This is a genomic window from Ciceribacter sp. RN22 (assembly GCF_024054295.1).
Lineage (GTDB): Bacteria > Pseudomonadota > Alphaproteobacteria > Rhizobiales > Rhizobiaceae > Allorhizobium > Allorhizobium lividum.
Window position 1 is genome coordinate 967231 of sequence record NZ_JAMXLD010000002.1, and the last position, 18298, is coordinate 985528.

Below are 18298 nucleotides of genomic sequence, written 5' to 3' on the forward strand. Positions count from 1 at the left end.
TCTTACCCTCTTTCCTTAACCTCAGAGCGCTTCCGCGCCCGAAATGATTTCAATGAGTTCCTTGGTGATCTGGGCTTGGCGCTGTCTGTTGTACGAGAGCGTCAGCTTGTTGATCATCTCGCCGGCATTGCGCGTCGCATTGTCCATTGCGCTCATCTTGGCGCCCATTTCACCGGCGACGTTTTCGAGCAGAGCCCGGAAGACCTGCACCGAGATGTTGCGCGGAATGAGATCGCTGAGGATCGCACCGGCATCGGGCTCATATTCATAGACGGCGGACGCACCCGTTGCGGCGACCGCTTCCGGAACAGCAGCCGGGATCAGCTGCTGTGCGGTCGGAACCTGGCTGATAACGGACTTGAATTCCGAATAGAACAAGGTCGCAACGTCGAACTCGCCCTTGTCGAACATCGAGATGACCTTGCGGCCAATCGTGTCGGCATTTTCAAAGCTAATGCGCTTGACTTCGCGAAGGTCTGTACGCTCGACGATGCTGGCGGCAAACTCGCGACGCAGACTGTCGTAGCCCTTCTTGCCGACGCAGAAGATCTTGACGGTCTTGCCGGCGGCGAGAAGCCTGCGCGCATGGTCGCGGGCAAAGCGGGCGATCTGCGAATTGAAACCGCCGCAAAGGCCGCGCTCGGCGGTGCAGACGATGAGCAGATGCACATCGTCCTTGCCGGTCCCGGTCATCAGCCGCGGTGCGCTGTCATCGCTGCCGACCGCCTGGGCGATATTGGCAAGGACGGCACCCATGCGCTGCGAATAGGGACGAGCGGCCTCGGCCGCCTCCTGCGCACGACGCAGCTTCGCCGCGGCGACCATCTTCATCGCCTTGGTGATTTTCTGCGTCGCCTTGACGGAGGCGATCCGGTTTTTCAGATCCTTAAGTGAAGGCATCCGTTATCCGTCCTTGGCTTGAGCCCCGATTACGAGAACGACTTGGCGAACGAATCCAGAGCAGCCTTGAGCTTGCCCTTGGTGTCGTCGCTGATCGCTTTCTCCGTACGGATGGCGTCGAGAATGGCCTTGCCTTCCGAGCGAAGGTAGGAGAGGAGGCCCTGCTCGAACTTGCCGACCTGGTTGACGCCGATCTTGTCGAGGTAACCGTTGACGCCAGCGAAGATCACGGCCACCTGTTCTTCCGTCTTCAGCGGCGAGAACTGCGGCTGCTTCAGAAGTTCGGTCAGGCGCGCACCGCGGTTCAGCAGGCGCTGCGTCGCAGCATCCAGGTCCGAACCAAACTGGGCGAAGGCGGCCATTTCACGATACTGGGCGAGCTCGCCCTTGATCGAGCCGGCAACCTGCTTCATCGCCTTGATCTGCGCCGAAGAACCCACGCGAGAAACCGAGAGGCCGACGTTAACGGCCGGACGGATGCCCTGGTAGAACAGGTCGGTTTCAAGGAAGATCTGGCCGTCGGTGATCGAGATCACGTTGGTCGGAATGAAGGCCGAAACGTCATTGCCCTGGGTTTCGATGACCGGCAGAGCGGTCAGCGAGCCGGCGCCACGCTCGTCGGAGAGCTTTGCGGCGCGCTCCAGCAGACGGGAGTGCAGGTAGAAAACGTCGCCCGGATAAGCTTCGCGGCCCGGCGGACGGCGCAGCAGCAGCGACATCTGACGATAGGCAACGGCCTGCTTCGACAGGTCGTCGTAGCCGATCAGGGCGTGCTGGCCGTTGTCGCGGAAGTATTCGCCCATCGCGCAACCCGCGAACGGAGCGAGATACTGCATCGGAGCCGGGTCGGACGCGGTCGCAGCAACGATGATCGAGTACTTCAGCGCGCCACGCTCTTCCAGAACCTTCACGAACTGGGCAACGGTCGAGCGCTTCTGGCCGATGGCCACATAGACGCAGAACAGCTTGTCCCCGTCCGGGCCATTGTCGTGAATGGCCTTCTGGTTGAGGATCGTATCGAGAATGATGGCGGTCTTGCCGGTCTGACGGTCGCCGATGACGAGCTCGCGCTGGCCACGACCGACCGGGATCAGGGCGTCGATGGCCTTGAGGCCCGTCGACATCGGTTCATGAACCGACTTGCGCGGAATGATGCCCGGAGCCTTGACGTCGACGCGGGCGCGACGGGTAGCATTGATCGGGCCCTTGCCGTCGATCGGATTGCCGAGGGCGTCGACGACGCGGCCGAGCAGTTCCGGACCGACAGGAACGTCGACGATGGCACCGGTACGCTTGACGGTATCGCCTTCCTTGATGTCGCGGTCGTTACCGAAGATAACGACGCCGACGTTGTCGGCTTCGAGGTTGAGCGCCATGCCGCGGATGCCGCCCGGGAATTCGACCATTTCGCCGGCCTGGACGTTGTCGAGGCCGTAGACGCGGGCGATACCGTCACCGACGGAAAGCACCTGGCCGACTTCCGAGACCTCAGCCTCTTTGCCGAAATTTTTGATTTGATCTTTAAGAATTGCGGAAATTTCCGCGGCGCGGATATCCATCAGCCAACCTCTTTCAGTGCAAGCTTAAGGGTGGAAAGTTTGGTGCGAAGAGACGTGTCGATCTGGCGGGAGCCGACCTTGACGATCAGGCCGCCGAGAATGGAAGGATCCACGGTTACGGAGACCGCCACATCCTTTCCGGTCACGCCCTTCAGCGCCGCCTTCAGTTCGTTTTCCTGTCCGCCGCTCAGCGCGTGGGCGGAGGTAACCTCCGCCGTGATCTCGCCACGGTGACGAGCAGCGATACGGCGGAACGCCGTAATCATTCCAGCAATGGCAAAAAGACGACGATTGCCGGCGACGACCTTGAGGAAGTTGCCGACCAGACCACCGATGCCTGCCTTCTCGCAAAGCGCCGCGACGGCCTTGACCTGATCCTCTGCAGAGAAGACCGGACTCTGAACGAGGCGCTTCAGATCAGCGCTGACATCGATCATCGCCTGGAAACGATCAAGATCGGCACCCACGGTATCGACGGCGCCGGCTTCGAGCGCAAGCTCGAAAAGCGAGGAAGCATAGCGCTCCGCCACACCTGAGATAAGCTGGGATGTGTCTGCCACGGGCAAAAATTCCCTGATTTTGACCCAACACCGCCGCCACTTCCGCATGGAAGCGCTACAGTTTTGAAATCGTTACGTTTTCCCCAGAAACACAAGCCAGAGAGACTTGCTTTCTCCGAATTTCGCGGTCCGTCTAGCATACGAAGTCTAGACTCGCAACACGCGTATTGCCCGATTACGCCTTTAGCACAAGCCCAAAGCGGCAATTTTGTATCCGGCCACGCCGAATTGGACAAAGACCTCGGTCAAGCTGGCCTGATAGAGCTTAAGTCAGTCCGAAGACATAGGCTATCGGCAGTGAGGCAAGCACTGCAGCAACAACCAAAAGTAGAATTCCGCGCAGAGAACTGCCGCCGTCCGACATGACCGAGAGTACCCGTCCGAAGACGGACATCGCAAGCGCAGCGCCGAAGGCGAGATAGACCATCGGCTGAGCAAGCAGCAATGCACCGGCCGCGAAGCCGAACAGCATGCCGCCATGGGAACGAGCAGCTGCGAAACCTTCCGCCATTCCTTCACGCGGTTGGAGCCCGCAAAACCTGAGCGTCAGGCCCGGGGCGAACATTACGACAAGACCGATCAATGCCGTGATGACCGCCGATACGAAGGCCAGTTGCTCGCCAAATTCCGTCGGAAAATAGAATTCCATGTTGCCCCTCTCATGCGCCGGCCGGCCTTCGTCTCGCCGGAGTTCGTCGGCTTTCCGCTTCTCTCCCTAGTGGAATCGCGGGCCATTTTCCAGAGTGCCTGCGCGGCCGGCTCAGAGAAAGCTCTGCGGATCGACGTCCACCTGCACATGGACGGAGCGCCTCTCTTTCGGTCCACGTTCGAGCATGGTGCGAACAAAGGCCTGCATGTCGCTGCTGCGCCGACCGTGGACCAGCAGACGGAAACGGTGCCGGCCGCGGATCAGGGCGAGAGGCGCCTCGGCAGGTCCCAGGATCGCGACCCCGTCCATAGCGGGTGCCGAATTCCGCAGTTGCCGCGCATGCGCTTCCGCCTCCCCGCGCGTATCGGCGGAGACGATGATCGAAACGAGCCGACCAAAAGGCGGAAGCCCCGCCCGCTCCCGTTCGGCAATCTCGCGCTCGTAGAACGCCGCCGCGTCACCCGAAACGAGCGCCTGCATCACCGGATGCTGAGGCTGGAACGTCTGGATGAGACCGTGGCTCTTTCGTCCGGTGCGTCCGGCACGACCGGTGACCTGCGAGAGCAGCTGGAACGTCCGTTCGGCTGCGCGCGGGTCACCATTCGCAAGGCCGATATCGGCATCGACAATGCCGACGAGAGTCATCAAGGGAAAGTTGTGTCCCTTCGCGACAAGCTGCGTGCCGATCACGATGTCTGCTTCGCCGTTGGCGATCGCCTCCAGTTCGAGCCGGAGGCGCTTGACGCCACCGAGATCCGAGGAAAGCACCAGCGTTCTCGCATCCGGGAAGTGCCGCTCAACCTCCTCGGCGATGCGCTCCACACCGGGGCCACAAGCCACCAGATGATCCAGCGTCCCGCATTCGGGACAGGCTTGCGGCGTCGGCTCGGCGTAACCGCACTGATGGCACTGGATCTGGCCACGGAAGCGGTGTTCCACCAGCCAGCTCGAACATTGCGGACACTGGAAGCGGTGACCGCAGACCCGGCAAAGCGTCAGGGGCGCATAGCCGCGACGATTGAGGAAGAGCAGTGCTTGCTCGCCACGCTCCACGGTCTTGCCGACGGCTTTGAGCAAAACGGGGGAAAGGAAGCCGCCACGTTCCGGCGGATGTCGCCGCATGTCGATGAGATGAAGGTCCGGTAGCGCAGCACCGGCGAACCGCGTCGGCAGATGGATGCGCCTGTAGCGCCCGGCAAGGCAATTGACCTGGCTTTCCACGGAAGGCGTGGCGGAGACAAGAACGACCGGAAAGTCCCCGATCCTGGCACGCACCACCGCCATGTCGCGGGCATTGTAGAAAACCCGATCCTCCTGCTTGAACGCCGGGTCGTGCTCCTCATCAACAATAATCAGGCCGAGATCTTCGAACGGAAGGAAGAGAGCCGATCGCGCACCGGCGACGACGCGGACCTCGCCGGTCGCGGCCTGCCGCCAGACCTTTTCGCGTGTGCGGGTGGCGAGATCGGAATGCCATTCCGCCGGTTTTGATCCGAAGCGATCATGGAAACGCTCCAGGAAATTCGCCGTGAGGGCAATTTCCGGCAGCAAGATCAATACCTGCCGGCCCTGCCGGATGGTCTCCGCAATCGCCTCGAAATAGACCTCTGTCTTGCCGGAGCCCGTAACACCATCGATCAAGGCGACCGAAAACCCGCTGCTCCGGATACCTTCGAGGATATCCGCCGCCGCTTCCTTCTGCGGACCCTCGAGGCGTGCCGGCGCGTAGTCCGCGTCCGGAGTCGCGACCAGGGGCGGCGGTGGCAGGAAAACGGTTTCGAACACGCCCTGGGCGGCAAGCCCGTCGATCACGCTCGCCGACACGCCGCTCGCATGGGCAAGGCCGCTCTTCGTCCAGGACAGTCCATCACCCGCAAGGTCGAGCACCTTGCGCCGTGCAGATGTCATGCGCTCCGGTACAATGCCGGAAAAGCGCAATCCTTCAACCATCGGGTCTGGATCGAAAGCCGCGGGCGCCCGAAGCGCCATTCGGGCGACGAGTCCCGGTGGAGACAGGGTGTAGCTGGCGACCCAGTTGAGAAAGCTGCGCATGTTCGTGTCGATCGGCGGACAATCGAAGACCTTCTCGATCGGACGGAGCTTGCGCGGGTCGACCTCTCCCCCCTCTGGTCCATCCCAGACAACACCGATTACCTGACGGGGACCGAGCGGCACCTGCACGATGGAACCCGGTTCGACCGCCATACCCTCCGGCACCGCATAGGAATAGGGAACCGGCGCAGGCATGGGAACCAGAACCGGGACCACGCGAGCTTTCGGAGCGGCGAAGAGTTCGGGCGAATCGTCTTTCATCGGTGTGCAAATTGAACCGCGTGCGCCCGAAAAGAAACCGGAAAAGCGACACGGACGCTACGAGTGCGTGTCGTTCACCGCGAGAACAACGCGTCCCCGTCCGCCGCAAGCCGGTGAACTGTGTGCCGTTCGAGCGCGGCGGTCACCTCGACGGCATCGCCTTCGAGCTGCTCCGGCGGGATCATCTGCCCGATGGTGAATTCGAAGCGATCACCCTTCTTGTTGAGGAGCTCATAGAAGACCGTCATGTCACGGAGCTCCGTCGACCACTTGGCGAACCAGTAGAAGAGCCCCGAATTGCGCGCCTTCATGTGAATCGGCAGTATCGGCAGGTTGTACTTGCGGGCGAGACCGACGGCCGAGGTCTTCCACGGGCGCTCATTGAGGCGCCCATTAGCCCAGTACGCGATGCGCCCGGAGGGAAAGAGGATCGTCGCCTTCTGCTCTGCCACGGCACGGTTGGTGAGTTGCAGCGTTTCTCGCGCCTTGAGCTTGCTCTTGTATTCCTCCCGCCATTCAACGGGGATCACCATCTCGGCCAACCGCGGGTTCACGCGCACGGCGTCGCGGTTGGCGAAGAACATCATGTCCGGCCGCCGCTCCTTCAGAAGGTCGAAGACGGCCACCCCGTCGGCGATACCCGTCGGGTGGTTGCTGACCATGATGAAGCCGCCCGAGGAAGGAATACGGTCGAGATTGCGCACCTGAATATCGAGCTGCAGCACATTGCTCAGATATTCGAACGCCTGAAAGCCGGGCATGTTGGCAACATCGTCAGCGAATTCGATCGCCTTGGCATAGCGCAGCAGCGTATAGAGGAATGGCCGCATCACCGGCCAGAGCGGGTGCTTGACGATCTTTTCGCCGCGCTCCGCGATCAGCGTATCGACGATATGTCCGGGTTGACCTTGCGATACCAGGGCGACGGCCTCTGCAAACTGTCCCAACATCGTCGTCGAATCACGGCGAGCCATGGAATACCCCGGTTCTGTCGATCAGCTTCCATCGCAGCTCAATGTGATGGAAGCATGACGAATCTACATGTTAGCTCTTCACTAACACATGCCGGGCATGTTGGTTCAGCAGGCTCTCAAAGTAAAGGTTCGTACCCTTGAACGTGCTGCTCCTCATCGCCGCACCAGATCTCATGAAGGAACGCCAACAGTGGCTGGAAAGCCTCGCGGGCGAGAGACGGCTCGCCGACAACACGCTCGAAGCCTATGAACGGGATACGCGCCAGTTCCTCACCTTTCTCACCACACATCTCGGCGCTCCGCCCGGCGTGAACGATATCGCCGAGCTCAGGCCGGCGGACTTGCGCGCCTTCCTTGCCGCCCGCAGACGGGAAGGTTCAGGTGCACGTTCGCTCGGACGGCATCTTGCCGGACTTCGCTCATTTCTCCGTCACATGGAGAGGAAAGGGCTCGTCAACGCCGCGGGTGCGGGCGCCATTCGATCGCCGAAACAACCGAAGTCCCTACCGAAGCCGCTGACGGGACACCAGGCGATATCCGTGGTGCAGGCAGACTCCCAGCTGAGCGACGAGCCCTGGATCGCGGCACGCAACGCCGCCGTCCTGACCCTTCTCTACGGCTGCGGGCTGCGTATTTCCGAAGCGCTCGATTTGACACCGAAGGCCTTTGACGGCGACGGCAGCACGTTGCGTGTCACCGGCAAAGGCCGCAAGACTCGAATCGTACCCCTGCTGCCGGTCGTCAGGGAGGCCGTCGAGAGCTACGTGCGGCTTTGCCCCTACCATCTGGAGGCGGACGGTCCGCTGTTCCGTGGCGTACGCGGTGGCAGGTTGCAGCCGGCGATCATCCAGCGGGAGATGCAGCGCCTGCGCTCCGCGCTCGGACTGCCCGACTCCGCCACACCCCATGCACTCCGCCACTCCTTTGCCACCCACCTCTTGAGCGGCGGCGGCGATCTGCGCACGATCCAGGAACTGCTGGGACATGCGAGCCTCTCGACGACGCAGGTCTACACCGCAGTCGACGCAGCGAGGCTCCTCGACGTCTACGAGAAGGCACATCCTCGCGCCTGACTTCCCGCGTTAACCAATCACATTAAAGAAACGTGAGGAGCGGCGGGCGTAGTCTGCCGCGATCGCAACCGGAGCGCTTCCATGTTCGCCAGCCTCTTCAACCGAAACGGATCGCATCATTCCCTCGCACGTATGGGCGATCTGGTCCTCTGGTTCTTGGCCGCGCTCCATGTGGCGCTCGCCTTGTCGCTTCTCCTTGTCCTGACCTCCCTCTCCCCCGCTCGCGCGGAAAGCAATAGCGCGTGCCCGGGTATCGATCTTCTTTCGGACTTGAAGCAGAAGGATTCCGGCGCCTACGAGGCAATTCTCCGGGAGGCGGCAAAGACCCCGAACGGCAAGGGCATTTTCTGGAAAATAGAAAAGGATGGCCTCGCACCGTCCTACCTGCTCGGCACCATGCACGTGACCGATCCGCGCGTCCTCAGGATGCCGAAAGGGGCACCGGAGGCTCTCGCCGTCTCATCGACGATCGTCGTCGAGTCCGACGAGATCCTCGACGACAAGAAGGCGGCCGCGGCAATTCTGCTCCGGCCAGATCTCACGATGTTCACCGATGGCACGTCGATTACCGACCACCTCTCGGCCGAAGATGCGACCCGTCTGGAGGCAGGACTGCAGCAGCGCGGAATCCCGCTCGCGACAGTCCTGCGCATGAAGCCTTGGATCATCTCGAGCTTCGTCGCACTGCCCGGATGCGAGGTCGCACGCAAGGCAAAAGGCGCTTCCTTTCTCGACAAACATATTGCCGAGGAGGCGGTAAAGGCCGGCAAGCCGGTGGTCGGCCTCGAGACCTTTGCCGAGCAATTGGAGGCAGTGTCTTCTCTGCCCGTCGACTTTCATCTCCAGGCTTTGATCGAAACTGTAGCCTTAGGCGACCGGATGAACGACGTCGTCGAGACGATGGTCAGGCTCTACACGACAGGCGAGATCGGCATGACTATGCCGATGCTGCAGAAGGTCGCGCCGGGCAAGACGGGTGACAGTGACAGCGGTTACGCCGCTTTCGAACGTCGAATCGTTCTCGACCGCAACAAGACAATGGCTGAGCGGGCGATGCCGCTCCTCGCAAAGGGTGGCGTCTTCATTGCAGTCGGAGCCCTGCACCTTCCGGGCAACGAAGGTTTGGTCGAGCTGCTACGCAAACAGGGGTATAGCGTAACGGCAGTCAACGGCTGACGACCACCGGACCCGCAAGACGGCCAAGCGTGGTTCTCACGATCAGCCTGTGAAAAGGCGTAACCGCAAGAATGTAGAGCCGGCCGAGAGTATTGTGCCTCTTGACCAGCGTCGTGACGGAGACCTTGCTGCCGACAGTCCCAGCAGAAGCCACTTCAATCACGATGCGGAAATCCAGATGCCTGTCGTCGAAGCCCAGGACGACCTGATCGTCTCGCTCGCTGACGATCGCAAAGGCGCCGACAGAACCCGCCTCCCCAGGCTTCGAATCCGCAGCCTTTAGGCCAAACGGCGCGACAACGCGATTGCGAATGTCGAGCAGACGGCGCACCCAGACAGGCGGCTGACCAAGCGCCAATTGAGCCGCACGAATCGCCGGCATCGCCTGTCCCGGACTAATCACCACATATCGATCGGCCCAGTCTGCCTCTATCAAGGCGAGATGCGGAAGCGCCGGGCTCTCAGGAAAAACATCGAGCATGGCGCTTCCTGTTCTTGTCTTATGTCACAGCTGAAAGCCGTAGTTCAGCCTTTGATCATCCGTTGCGCCACGGGCGTCTTCCAGACGAACTGGTGGACGAGAACCGCACCGACGTGGAGGACAATCAGCGCCCACATCAACAGCTTCAGCAGCTCTGCGTGGAGAGAACCGGCCGCCTCGATGTCGAAGTAGTAAGCGGCAATGCCGGCGATCGGCATCACGAAGAATAGCAGATAGAAGGTCGCGTGGGTGACTTTCGAGGCCATCTGCGCCAGCGGTGTCTCATCGGCGGGGGCCGCCGGCACGCCCTGCGTGAAGCGCAGGATCAGCCGGATGACGGCAAGACAGAGCACTACAATACCGACATAGGCGTGAATGTTGGCGGACGCAATCATGTCAGGTGTCACCGCCTGACCTTCTTCCGCGGCCTCCGTGAGCTCCTCCATGCCTTCGGTGAACAGGAGGTTGAACAAAATCAGCGCGGCCATGATCCAGTGGATCAGCCGCTGGGATAGGGAGTAGGAGATTACGGGGGAGGATGTCATCTTCTTGCCTTTTGTCAAAAAGTTTCAGGGCGATTACGGCCGGATGATAGAAGCCGCGGCCCGTTTGGCAAGCCGCGGCTTCTACCATTAAGAAGATTTAGTCCGGCATGCGTATCACATGTGGATCGGCTTGAAGAAGGTCGCGAGCGCTGCCTCCTTAACCGCTTCCGACATCGTCGGATGCGCGTGGCAGGTCCGGCCGAGATCCTCCGACGAGCCGCCGAACTCCATCAGAACAGCCGCCTCGTGAATCATCTCGCCGGCGCCGAAGCCCACGATGTGGACGCCGAGTACTCGGTCGGTTTGCTTGTCCGCGAGAACCTTGACGAAGCCGTCGGTCGCAAGCATCGCACGCGCACGGCCGTTGGCGCTGAACGGGAACTTGCCGACCTTGTAGGCGACACCGGCGGCCTTCAGTTCCTCCTCGGTCTTGCCGACGGAGGCAACTTCCGGCTGCGTGTAGACGACGCCGGGGATGACGTCATAGTTCACGTGGCCGTGCTGGCCGGCAAGGATTTCCGCCAGCGCCACACCCTCGTCCTCGGCCTTGTGGGCGAGCATCGGACCACGGACGACATCGCCGATCGCATAGATACCCGCGACGTTGGTGCGGAAGTGACTGTCGATCTCCACACGTCCGCGATTGTCGAGCGCAACGCCGGCCTCTTCCAACCCGAGACCCGCCGTGTAGGGCTTGCGACCGGTGGCGACCAGCACAATGTCGGCTTCGAGCGTCTGAGCCTCGCCGCCCTTGACGGGCTCGAAGGTGACCTTTGCGCCCTTGTCCGTCTTCTCGACGCCCGTGACCTTGGCGCCGAGATTGAACTCCATGCCCTGCTTGGCAAGCATGCGCTGGAACTGCTTCGACACTTCGCCGTCCATACCGCCGAGGATGTTGTCGAGATACTCGACCACGGTAACCTTGGCGCCGAGACGCGACCAGACTGAACCGAGTTCGAGCCCGATCACGCCGCCGCCGACGACGATCATCTTGGCGGGCACCTTGTCGAGGGCGATGCCACCCGTGGAGGAAACGATCACCTTCTCGTCGATGTCGACCTGAACACCCGGAATGCCGGCGACCTCGGATCCGGTCGCAATGATGATATTCTTGGCCTCGAGAACCTGCGTCTCACCCTTGTCATTGGTGACTTCGACCTTGCCGGACGCGAGAATCTTGCCCGTACCCTGGATACCGTCGACCTTGTTCTTCTTGAAGAGGAACGAGACGCCCTCGACATTCGACTTCACGGTCGCATCCTTGTGAGCCATCATCTTTGCGAGGTTGAGCTTGGGAGCTGCAAGCTCGACGCCGAGCGCGTCCATGCCATGAGCGGCGTGGTGATACATTTCCGACGCGTGCAGAAGCGCTTTTGACGGGATGCAGCCGACGTTCAGGCAGGTGCCGCCGTAGGTCGCGCGCTTCTCGACGACGGCGACCTTCAGGCCCAGCTGTGCCGCCTTGATCGCGCACACGTAACCGCCGGGGCCGGATCCGATAATGATGACATCATAAGACATGACTGCTTCCTTCGTATTCGGCGACTATCGTCCGCCGCTGACATTCAAGATGGAGCCAGTCACATAAGATGCCTGGCTGGAGAGGAGATAAAGGATCGCATCGGCGACCTCGTCCGGTTTGCCGGGACGCTGCATGGGAATCGTCGAAGCAAGTGCACTGGCCCGATCCGGAATGCCCCCGGATGCATGGATGTCGGTGTCGATGATGCCCGGCCGGACGGCGTTGACGCGTATCCCTTCGTCGGCCACTTCGCGAGCGAGGCCGACGGTGAAGGTGTCGATGGCGCCTTTCGATGCGGCATAGTCGACATACTGACCCGCACTGCCGAGAACCGCCGCCATCGACGACACGTTGACGATGGCACCGCCTCGTCCGCCATTGTTCGTGGACATGCGCTTCACCGCCTCGGCGGCGCAACGAATCTTGCCGATCACGTTGATGGCGAACATGCGGTCTAGCCTCTCACGGCTGAAGTACTCGACGCGGGCGGACACGTCGACGATACCGGCATTGTTGACCAGTCCGTCGAGGCGGCCAAAGCGTGCATCAAGTCTCGCGTAGATCGCCGCAATGCCGTCTTCAGTGCCGGTATCGCCCTGGACGACATCGGCAACGCCGCCTAGGGCCGCAATCTCGGCAGCAAGTGCCGTCGCGGCGCCCTCCTGCGAAACGTAGTTGATCAACACCTGCCAGCCGAACCCGGCGGCCTTGCGGGCGACCGCCGCTCCGATGCCGCGGCTCGCACCCGTGATCAGAAGAACCGGTCCGTCACTCATTGATCGCATCCTTCCAGAGAGAAGACATCCCATGGCGTCGTGTCGGTAGACTTGCCCACGGATGACGCCACCCATGCCGGCCCGAAACCGGGCAACACGATCGCCGGTGCCGCTGCCTCTCCTTCGGACGGCAGCAGGCCGATGCCGCCTTTCCGTTCGTCGCTCGCATAAATTATGCCGCGCCAGACGGTGCATGCGGCAATGTCGGCGCCCGTAACGTCTCCTTCGGGGCAGTTGTTGAGGACCATGGCAACCGGCCGTTCGATTTCGGGATCGTACATCACGTGCCCATCGAAGTGCTTGCCGCCGAGGATCAGGGCGAAGCGATGACTGAGCGGCGAATTCTCCCCGTCCGTGCGTGCAAACCGCAACTCGGCGCGCGCCTCCGGTTCGACGTAGATCGCCTTTTCGATCGGGCATTCGGCAGCCGCGAGCGACCGCACTCCCAACAGGGAGAAGGCGACGATTGCGACAGACCTCACGCCCGGCATCTCAGCTCGCCTTTGCTGCCGCAAGCTTCAGCCCGAAGGCGATGAAGACGAGCCCGGAGGCCCGATTGATCCACTTGCTCGCCCGGGAAAATGCCGCGCGCATCCGCGGAGTGGTCATGAAGAAGGAGACGCCTACGAACCAGGCGATCAGGCAGGCTGCCATGACAAAGCCGTAGCCGAGCTTCACCAGCCCCGGCGTCTCGTGGCTGACAACCGCCGAGAAGATCGAAAGAAAGAAGAAAACGGCCTTCGGATTAAGCGCGTTCGCCATGAAGCCGAGGCCGAACGCCTTGATCCCCGACTGTCGCCTTTCTGCGTCCGCCTCGGTTGCCTCCGCTGGGCCGACACTCGCCTCGCCGGCGCGCAGGGCCTGTACGCCGATATAGACGAGATAGGCGACACCACACCACTTGATGACGTTGAAGAGCAGAATGGACTTGGAAATGATCAGACCGAGGCCGAGGATCGTATAAGTGACGTGGAACATCAGCGATACGCCAATGCCAAAGCTGGTGATGATTGCGGCCCGCCGGCCATGCACCAGCGACTGGCGGATGACCATGGCGAGGTCAGCACCCGGAGAAACGATAGCGAAGGAGAAGATCGCCATCAGCGAGAGGAGTTCTAGAACGTAGTGCTGCATCATCGAAAGGAACTCCGCATCTGAAGACGTCGCTGCGACTCTAGCAACAAGCGATCCGCTGCGACACCCCGGCAGAAGGCCGTTGCGCGCTCCGACGAGCCCGCTGCAACACAAGACCGTGAAATTGAGCGCCGCTCTGTCGACTGAATGGCAGGTTGGCACGCCCTCCCACGGAGACATCGGGGCGCCAGAGGCGCCCCGTCGCTGTCCTTAAAGATCGAGAACGAGACGCTCCGGATCTTCGAGGCTCTCCTTGAGGCGGACGAGGAAGGTCACGGCTTCCTTGCCGTCGACGATGCGGTGGTCATAGGAAAGCGCCAGATACATCATCGGGCGGATGACGACCTGACCGCCGATGGCGACCGGACGTTCCTGGATCTTGTGCATGCCGAGGATACCCGACTGTGGCGCATTCAGGATCGGCGACGACATCAGCGAGCCGTAGACACCGCCGTTCGAGATGGTGAACGTACCGCCCTGCATGTCAGCCATCGAGAGCGCGCCGTCGCGCGCGGCCTTGCCGAGGCGACCGATTTCCTTCTCGATCTCAGCGATCGACATCTGGTCCGCATCGCGTACAACCGGAACGACGAGGCCCTTGTCGGTGCCGACGGCGACGCCGACATGGCAGTAGTTCTTGTAGATGATGTCGGTGCCGTCGATTTCGGCGTTGACCGCCGGCAGTTCCTTGAGCGCATGCGTGACGGCCTTGGTGAAGAAGCCCATGAAGCCGAGCTTCACGCCATGCTTCTTCTCGAAGATGTCCTTGTAGCGGTTGCGCAGGTCCATGACCGCCTTCATGTCCACCTCGTTGTAGGTGGTAAGCATTGCGGCGGTATTCTGCGCGTCCTTCAGGCGCTTGGCGATCGTCTGGCGCAGGCGGGTCATCTTCACGCGCTCTTCACGAGAAGCATCGTCGACCGAAGAAGCCGGGCGTGGAGCAGCCGGTGCGGCAGCCGGAGCCGGGGCCGCGGGACCCTTGGCGATTGCGGCGAGAACGTCGCCCTTCAGCACCTGGCCGCGCTTGCCGGAGCCTTCGACGTCCGAGGTCGAGATGTTGTTGTCGGCAGCGAGCTTGGCAGCGGCCGGGGCAGCCGGCATGGCCGAGGGAGCAGCAGGAGCAGCGGCGACAGCAGGGGCTGGAGTCGCGGCAGGTGCGGGAGCAGCAGCGCCTGCAGAGCCGGCGGCGCCTTCGGCGATCTGACCGAGAAGGGCGCCCAGACCAACGGTCTCGCCGTTCGCAGCGACGATCTCCGTGAGGACGCCCGAGGCCGGAGCCGGGACTTCGACGGTCACCTTGTCGGTTTCGAGTTCGACGAGAGGCTCGTCGGCCTTCACGGTATCGCCAACCTTCTTGAACCAGGTGCCGACCGTGGCTTCACTGACGGATTCGCCCAGGGTGGGGACTCGGATTTCTGTGGCCATGATTTAATTCCGTTGATCAGTTATCGGTTTCTGTCGAATGGGTCGGTTGTGCGAGGGGAGCGTCAGCCCCCCAACGCATCCTCGAGGAATGCTTCGAGCTGTGCCAGGTGCTTCGACATCAGGCCCGTCGCCGGCGACGCCGCCGCAGGGCGCCCGGTGTAGCGGACACGCTGGTACTTGGCATCGATGTGGGCAAGTACCCATTCGAGATACGGATCGATGAACGACCACGCACCCATGTTCTTCGGCTCTTCTTGGCACCAGACCATCTCGGCATTCCGGAACCGCGACAGCTCATTGATGAGTGCCTTGGCCGGAAACGGATAGAGCTGCTCGATGCGCAGGAGGTAGATGTCGTCGATGCCACGCTTTTCGCGCTCCTCGAGCAGGTCGTAGTAGACCTTGCCCGTGCACATGACGACGCGGCGGATCTTGTTGTCTTTCTGCAGCTTGATCGGGCCGTCCTTCACGACTTCGGCATCGTCCCACAGCAGACGGTGGAACGACGACTCGCCGGCCATCTCCGACAGCGACGAAACCGCACGCTTGTGGCGCAGCAACGACTTCGGCGTCATCAGGATGAGCGGCTTGCGGAAGTCGCGCTTCATCTGCCGGCGCAGGATATGGAAGTAGTTGGCCGGGGTCGTGCAGTTGGCGACCTGCATGTTGTCTTCCGCGCAGAGCTGCAGGAAGCGTTCCAGACGAGCGGACGAATGTTCAGGCCCCTGCCCTTCGTAGCCGTGCGGCAGCAGGCAGACCAGACCGGACATGCGGAGCCACTTGCGTTCACCCGACGAGATGAACTGGTCGAACACGACCTGCGCACCATTGGCGAAGTCGCCGAACTGCGCTTCCCAGAGGGTCAGTGCATTCGGACGGGCAAGCGAGTAGCCGTATTCGAAGCCGAGCACCGCCTCTTCCGAAAGCATCGAGTTGATGACTTCGTAGCGCGCCTGGGTCGGCGACAGATTGGCGAGCGGAATGTAGCGTTCCTCGGTCTCCTGATCGTAGAGCACCGAATGGCGCTGCGAGAACGTGCCGCGTTCACAATCCTGGCCCGAAAGTCGGATCTTGTGCCCGTCGAGGCAGAGCGATCCGAAGGCGAGCGCTTCGGCCATCGCCCAATCGATCCCTTCGCCGGTCTCGACCATCTGCGCCCGGTTGTCCATGAAGCGCTGAATGGTGCGATGCGCCTTGAAGTCTTCCGGGATCGTCGAAAGCTTGCGCCCGATCTCCTTCAGCGTCTTCATCGGCACCGAGGTCTTGCCGCGGCGCTGTTCGTCAGCATTGTCCGCGGCCCTGAGCCCCGACCAGACGCCATCCAGCCAGTCGGCCTTGTTCGGCTTGTAGGCCTGGCCCGCCTCGAACTCCTGCTCGAGATGGGCACGCCAGTCGGCCTTCATCTTCTCGAAGTCGCCTTCGGTGATCAGTCCCTCCGCGATCAGGCGCTCTGCATAGAGCTGCACGACCGTCTTGTGGCTGCGGATCGCCTTGTACATCTTCGGCTGGGTGAACGCCGGCTCATCGCCTTCGTTGTGACCGAAGCGGCGATAGCAGAACATGTCGACCACGACCGGCTTGTGGAACTTCATGCGGAACTCGGTCGCAACCTTCGCCGCGTAGACCACCGCTTCCGGATCGTCGCCGTTCACATGGAAGATCGGCGCCTCGATCATCTTCGCGACGTCGGACGGATAGGGCGACGAGCGCGAGAAGGCCGGGTTCGTGGTAAAGCCGATCTGGTTGTTGATGATGAAGTGCATGGTGCCGGCGACCCGGTGACCACGCAGGCCGGAAAGGCCGAGGATTTCCGCGACGACGCCCTGGCCGGCGAAGGCCGCATCGCCATGCAGCAGCAGCGGAAGGACCTTTGATCGCTCCTTGAGCGGGATGATGTCGCCTTCCCAGACCTTGGCGAGCTGGTCCTGCTTGGCGCGGGCCTTGCCCATGACGACCGGGTTGACGATTTCGAGATGCGACGGGTTCGCCGTCAGCGAGAGGTGCACCTTGTTACCGTCGAATTCGCGGTCGGAGGAAGCGCCGAGGTGGTACTTGACGTCACCGGAGCCTTCGACTTCGTCGGGCTTGAAGGAACCACCCTTGAATTCGTGGAACACAGCGCGATGCGGCTTGGCCATCACGTTTGTGAGTACGTTCAGGCGCCCGCGATGCGCCATGCCGAGAACGATTTCCTCGAGGCCCTCCTGACCACCACGCTTGATGATCTGTTCCAGCGCCGGGATCAGCGATTCACCACCGTCGAGACCGAAACGCTTCGTGCCCTTGTACTTGACGTCGATGAACTGCTCGAAGCCTTCCGCCTCGATGAGCTTGGACAGAATGGCCTTCTTGCCGTTTGCCGTGAACTCGACGCCCTTGTTCGGGCCTTCGATGCGCTCCTGGATCCATGCCTTCTCTTCCGGGTTGGAGATGTGCATGAACTCGACACCGAGCGTCGAGCAATAGGTGCGCTTCAGAATATCGAGCATTTCCGGGATCGTGGCGTATTCCAGACCCAGGACGTTGTCGATGAAGATCTTGCGGCTGTAGTCGGCCTCCGTGAAGCCGTACGCTGCGGGCGAGAGTTCGTTGTAATCGTCAACCGGAGCAGCAAGGCCGAGCGGATCGAGACTGGCATGCAGGTGGCCGCGCATGCGATAGGCACGGATCATCATGATGGCGCGGACGGAATCCCGCGTCGCCTGCACGATTTCGGCTTCACTGAGCGGGGTTCCTGCCGCGACAGCTTTCGCCTTGACCTTGGTTTCGATGGCCTTCTCGGCCAAGCCCCAGTTTCCGTCGAGTGCGGACACGAGCTCGCCGTTGGCCGAGATCGGCCAGTTCTTGCGTTGCCAGGATGCTCCGGCTGCCGCCTTCTTCACGTCTTCGGGCTTGTCGTCCAGCGCCTTGAAGAAGGACTGCCACTCGGTCGGCACGGAGGCCGGATCATCCTCGTAACGCGCATAAAGCTGCTCGATATAAGCTGCGTTCGATCCGTCGAGGAACGACGTGATCAGGAACTGCTCGTTGGCTTCTTGCCTTGCCATACTGTTCGCGGGCCTTTCACGCCCGCCTCCCACTTGTGGTGATGGCCGAAGACCGGCCCGCCGCTTTGCCACTCTCGATGCGATCCGCGTTCGCAGTGGCTGAAATGCCAGATCCGGGCAAAGGGATTCCTAACCCTCCCTTTGCCCGGCCTTTTGTCTTAGAT

The 18298-nt window shown here is 61.7% G+C and carries 16 protein-coding genes; 2 read left to right on the forward strand and 14 right to left on the reverse strand.

The genetic code is table 11. The annotated features are described in order from the left end of the window. Positions 1 to 21 precede the first annotated feature (21 nt). From NHF53_RS19595 to NHF53_RS19620, 6 genes are all read right to left on the reverse strand, one after another. Positions 22 to 900, reverse strand: coding sequence for a F0F1 ATP synthase subunit gamma (locus NHF53_RS19595; protein WP_114362894.1), 879 nt, complete (start codon positions 898 to 900; stop codon positions 22 to 24). A gap of 29 nt (positions 901 to 929) precedes the next feature. Then, the gene (gene atpA / locus NHF53_RS19600; RefSeq protein WP_252835690.1) at positions 930 to 2459 is read right to left on the reverse strand and encodes a F0F1 ATP synthase subunit alpha; all 1530 of its coding nucleotides are present in this window, start codon (positions 2457 to 2459) and stop codon (positions 930 to 932) included. Continuing rightward, the gene (locus NHF53_RS19605; protein WP_252835691.1) at positions 2459 to 3025 is read right to left on the reverse strand and encodes a F0F1 ATP synthase subunit delta; all 567 of its coding nucleotides are present in this window, start codon (positions 3023 to 3025) and stop codon (positions 2459 to 2461) included. Before NHF53_RS19605 ends, atpA begins: the two co-directional genes overlap by 1 nt. 259 nt (positions 3026 to 3284) lie before the next feature. After that, entirely contained in the window at positions 3285 to 3668 is a 384-nt protein-coding gene (locus tag NHF53_RS19610; RefSeq protein WP_114362892.1) for a DUF4345 domain-containing protein, read from the reverse strand. Between the two features lie 111 nt (positions 3669 to 3779). Then, on the reverse strand, positions 3780 to 5981 hold the full coding sequence (locus tag NHF53_RS19615) for a primosomal protein N' (RefSeq protein WP_252835692.1): 2202 nt from the start codon (positions 5979 to 5981) through the stop codon (positions 3780 to 3782). 74 nt (positions 5982 to 6055) lie between these two features. Next, positions 6056 to 6955 carry a GNAT family N-acetyltransferase gene (locus NHF53_RS19620; protein WP_252835693.1) on the reverse strand — a complete coding sequence of 300 codons (900 nt, stop codon included), beginning with the start codon at positions 6953 to 6955 and terminating at the stop codon, positions 6056 to 6058. A 137-nt stretch (positions 6956 to 7092) separates the two neighbouring features. Here NHF53_RS19620 and NHF53_RS19625 point away from each other — a divergent pair, with 137 nt between their 5' ends. Both NHF53_RS19625 and NHF53_RS19630 read left to right on the forward strand, forming a co-directional pair. Further along, positions 7093 to 8028 (forward strand): tyrosine recombinase XerC, encoded by a 936-nt coding sequence (locus tag NHF53_RS19625; protein WP_252835694.1) that lies wholly within the window; start codon positions 7093 to 7095, stop codon positions 8026 to 8028. A gap of 81 nt (positions 8029 to 8109) precedes the next feature. Continuing rightward, on the forward strand, positions 8110 to 9204 hold the full coding sequence (locus NHF53_RS19630) for a TraB/GumN family protein (RefSeq protein WP_252835695.1): 1095 nt from the start codon (positions 8110 to 8112) through the stop codon (positions 9202 to 9204). Here NHF53_RS19630 and NHF53_RS19635 read toward each other — a convergent pair. From NHF53_RS19635 to NHF53_RS19670, 8 genes are all read right to left on the reverse strand, one after another. Beyond that, positions 9194 to 9685, reverse strand: coding sequence for a DUF2867 domain-containing protein (locus NHF53_RS19635; RefSeq protein WP_252835696.1), 492 nt, complete (start codon positions 9683 to 9685; stop codon positions 9194 to 9196). The genes NHF53_RS19630 and NHF53_RS19635 overlap by 11 nt on opposite strands. A 44-nt stretch (positions 9686 to 9729) precedes the next feature. Further along, positions 9730 to 10230, reverse strand: coding sequence for a cytochrome b (locus tag NHF53_RS19640; protein ID WP_252835697.1), 501 nt, complete (start codon positions 10228 to 10230; stop codon positions 9730 to 9732). 114 nt (positions 10231 to 10344) lie between these two features. Then, on the reverse strand, positions 10345 to 11751 hold the full coding sequence (gene lpdA / locus NHF53_RS19645; protein ID WP_252835698.1) for a dihydrolipoyl dehydrogenase: 1407 nt from the start codon (positions 11749 to 11751) through the stop codon (positions 10345 to 10347). Positions 11752 to 11775: 24 nt separating this feature from the next. Next, positions 11776 to 12528: an SDR family oxidoreductase gene (locus tag NHF53_RS19650; RefSeq protein WP_252835699.1), complete on the reverse strand. Its 753-nt coding sequence runs from the start codon at positions 12526 to 12528 to the stop codon at positions 11776 to 11778. Continuing rightward, on the reverse strand, positions 12525 to 13019 hold the full coding sequence (locus tag NHF53_RS19655) for a hypothetical protein (RefSeq protein ID WP_252835700.1): 495 nt from the start codon (positions 13017 to 13019) through the stop codon (positions 12525 to 12527). The genes NHF53_RS19650 and NHF53_RS19655 overlap by 4 nt, the downstream gene beginning before the upstream one ends. 1 nt (position 13020) lies before the next feature. Then, on the reverse strand, positions 13021 to 13662 hold the full coding sequence (locus tag NHF53_RS19660) for a LysE family transporter (protein WP_114363008.1): 642 nt from the start codon (positions 13660 to 13662) through the stop codon (positions 13021 to 13023). 210 nt (positions 13663 to 13872) lie between these two features. Next, positions 13873 to 15087: a 2-oxoglutarate dehydrogenase complex dihydrolipoyllysine-residue succinyltransferase gene (gene odhB, locus NHF53_RS19665; RefSeq protein ID WP_252835701.1), complete on the reverse strand. Its 1215-nt coding sequence runs from the start codon at positions 15085 to 15087 to the stop codon at positions 13873 to 13875. A gap of 62 nt (positions 15088 to 15149) precedes the next feature. Next, the gene (locus tag NHF53_RS19670; protein WP_252835702.1) at positions 15150 to 18134 is read right to left on the reverse strand and encodes a 2-oxoglutarate dehydrogenase E1 component; all 2985 of its coding nucleotides are present in this window, start codon (positions 18132 to 18134) and stop codon (positions 15150 to 15152) included. Positions 18135 to 18298: the final 164 nt, after the last annotated feature.

Bases quoted from the DNA above. Each gene is read 5' to 3' on its own strand.
- NHF53_RS19595 (WP_114362894.1), bottom strand. From the start codon at position 900: ATGCCTTCACTTAAGGATCTGAAAAACCGGATCGCCTCCGTCAAGGCG.
- atpA (WP_252835690.1), bottom strand. From the start codon at position 2,459: ATGGATATCCGCGCCGCGGAAATTTCCGCAATTCTTAAAGATCAAATC.
- NHF53_RS19610 (WP_114362892.1), bottom strand. From the start codon at position 3,668: ATGGAATTCTATTTTCCGACGGAATTTGGCGAGCAACTGGCCTTCGTA.
- NHF53_RS19615 (WP_252835692.1), bottom strand. From the start codon at position 5,981: ATGAAAGACGATTCGCCCGAACTCTTCGCCGCTCCGAAAGCTCGCGTG.
- NHF53_RS19620 (WP_252835693.1), bottom strand. From the start codon at position 6,955: ATGGCTCGCCGTGATTCGACGACGATGTTGGGACAGTTTGCAGAGGCC.
- NHF53_RS19630 (WP_252835695.1), top strand. From the start codon at position 8,110: ATGTTCGCCAGCCTCTTCAACCGAAACGGATCGCATCATTCCCTCGCA.
- NHF53_RS19635 (WP_252835696.1), bottom strand. From the start codon at position 9,685: ATGCTCGATGTTTTTCCTGAGAGCCCGGCGCTTCCGCATCTCGCCTTG.
- NHF53_RS19640 (WP_252835697.1), bottom strand. From the start codon at position 10,230: ATGACATCCTCCCCCGTAATCTCCTACTCCCTATCCCAGCGGCTGATC.
- lpdA (WP_252835698.1), bottom strand. From the start codon at position 11,751: ATGTCTTATGATGTCATCATTATCGGATCCGGCCCCGGCGGTTACGTG.
- NHF53_RS19650 (WP_252835699.1), bottom strand. From the start codon at position 12,528: ATGAGTGACGGACCGGTTCTTCTGATCACGGGTGCGAGCCGCGGCATC.
- NHF53_RS19655 (WP_252835700.1), bottom strand. From the start codon at position 13,019: ATGCCGGGCGTGAGGTCTGTCGCAATCGTCGCCTTCTCCCTGTTGGGA.
- NHF53_RS19660 (WP_114363008.1), bottom strand. From the start codon at position 13,662: ATGCAGCACTACGTTCTAGAACTCCTCTCGCTGATGGCGATCTTCTCC.
- odhB (WP_252835701.1), bottom strand. From the start codon at position 15,087: ATGGCCACAGAAATCCGAGTCCCCACCCTGGGCGAATCCGTCAGTGAA.
- NHF53_RS19670 (WP_252835702.1), bottom strand. From the start codon at position 18,134: ATGGCAAGGCAAGAAGCCAACGAGCAGTTCCTGATCACGTCGTTCCTC.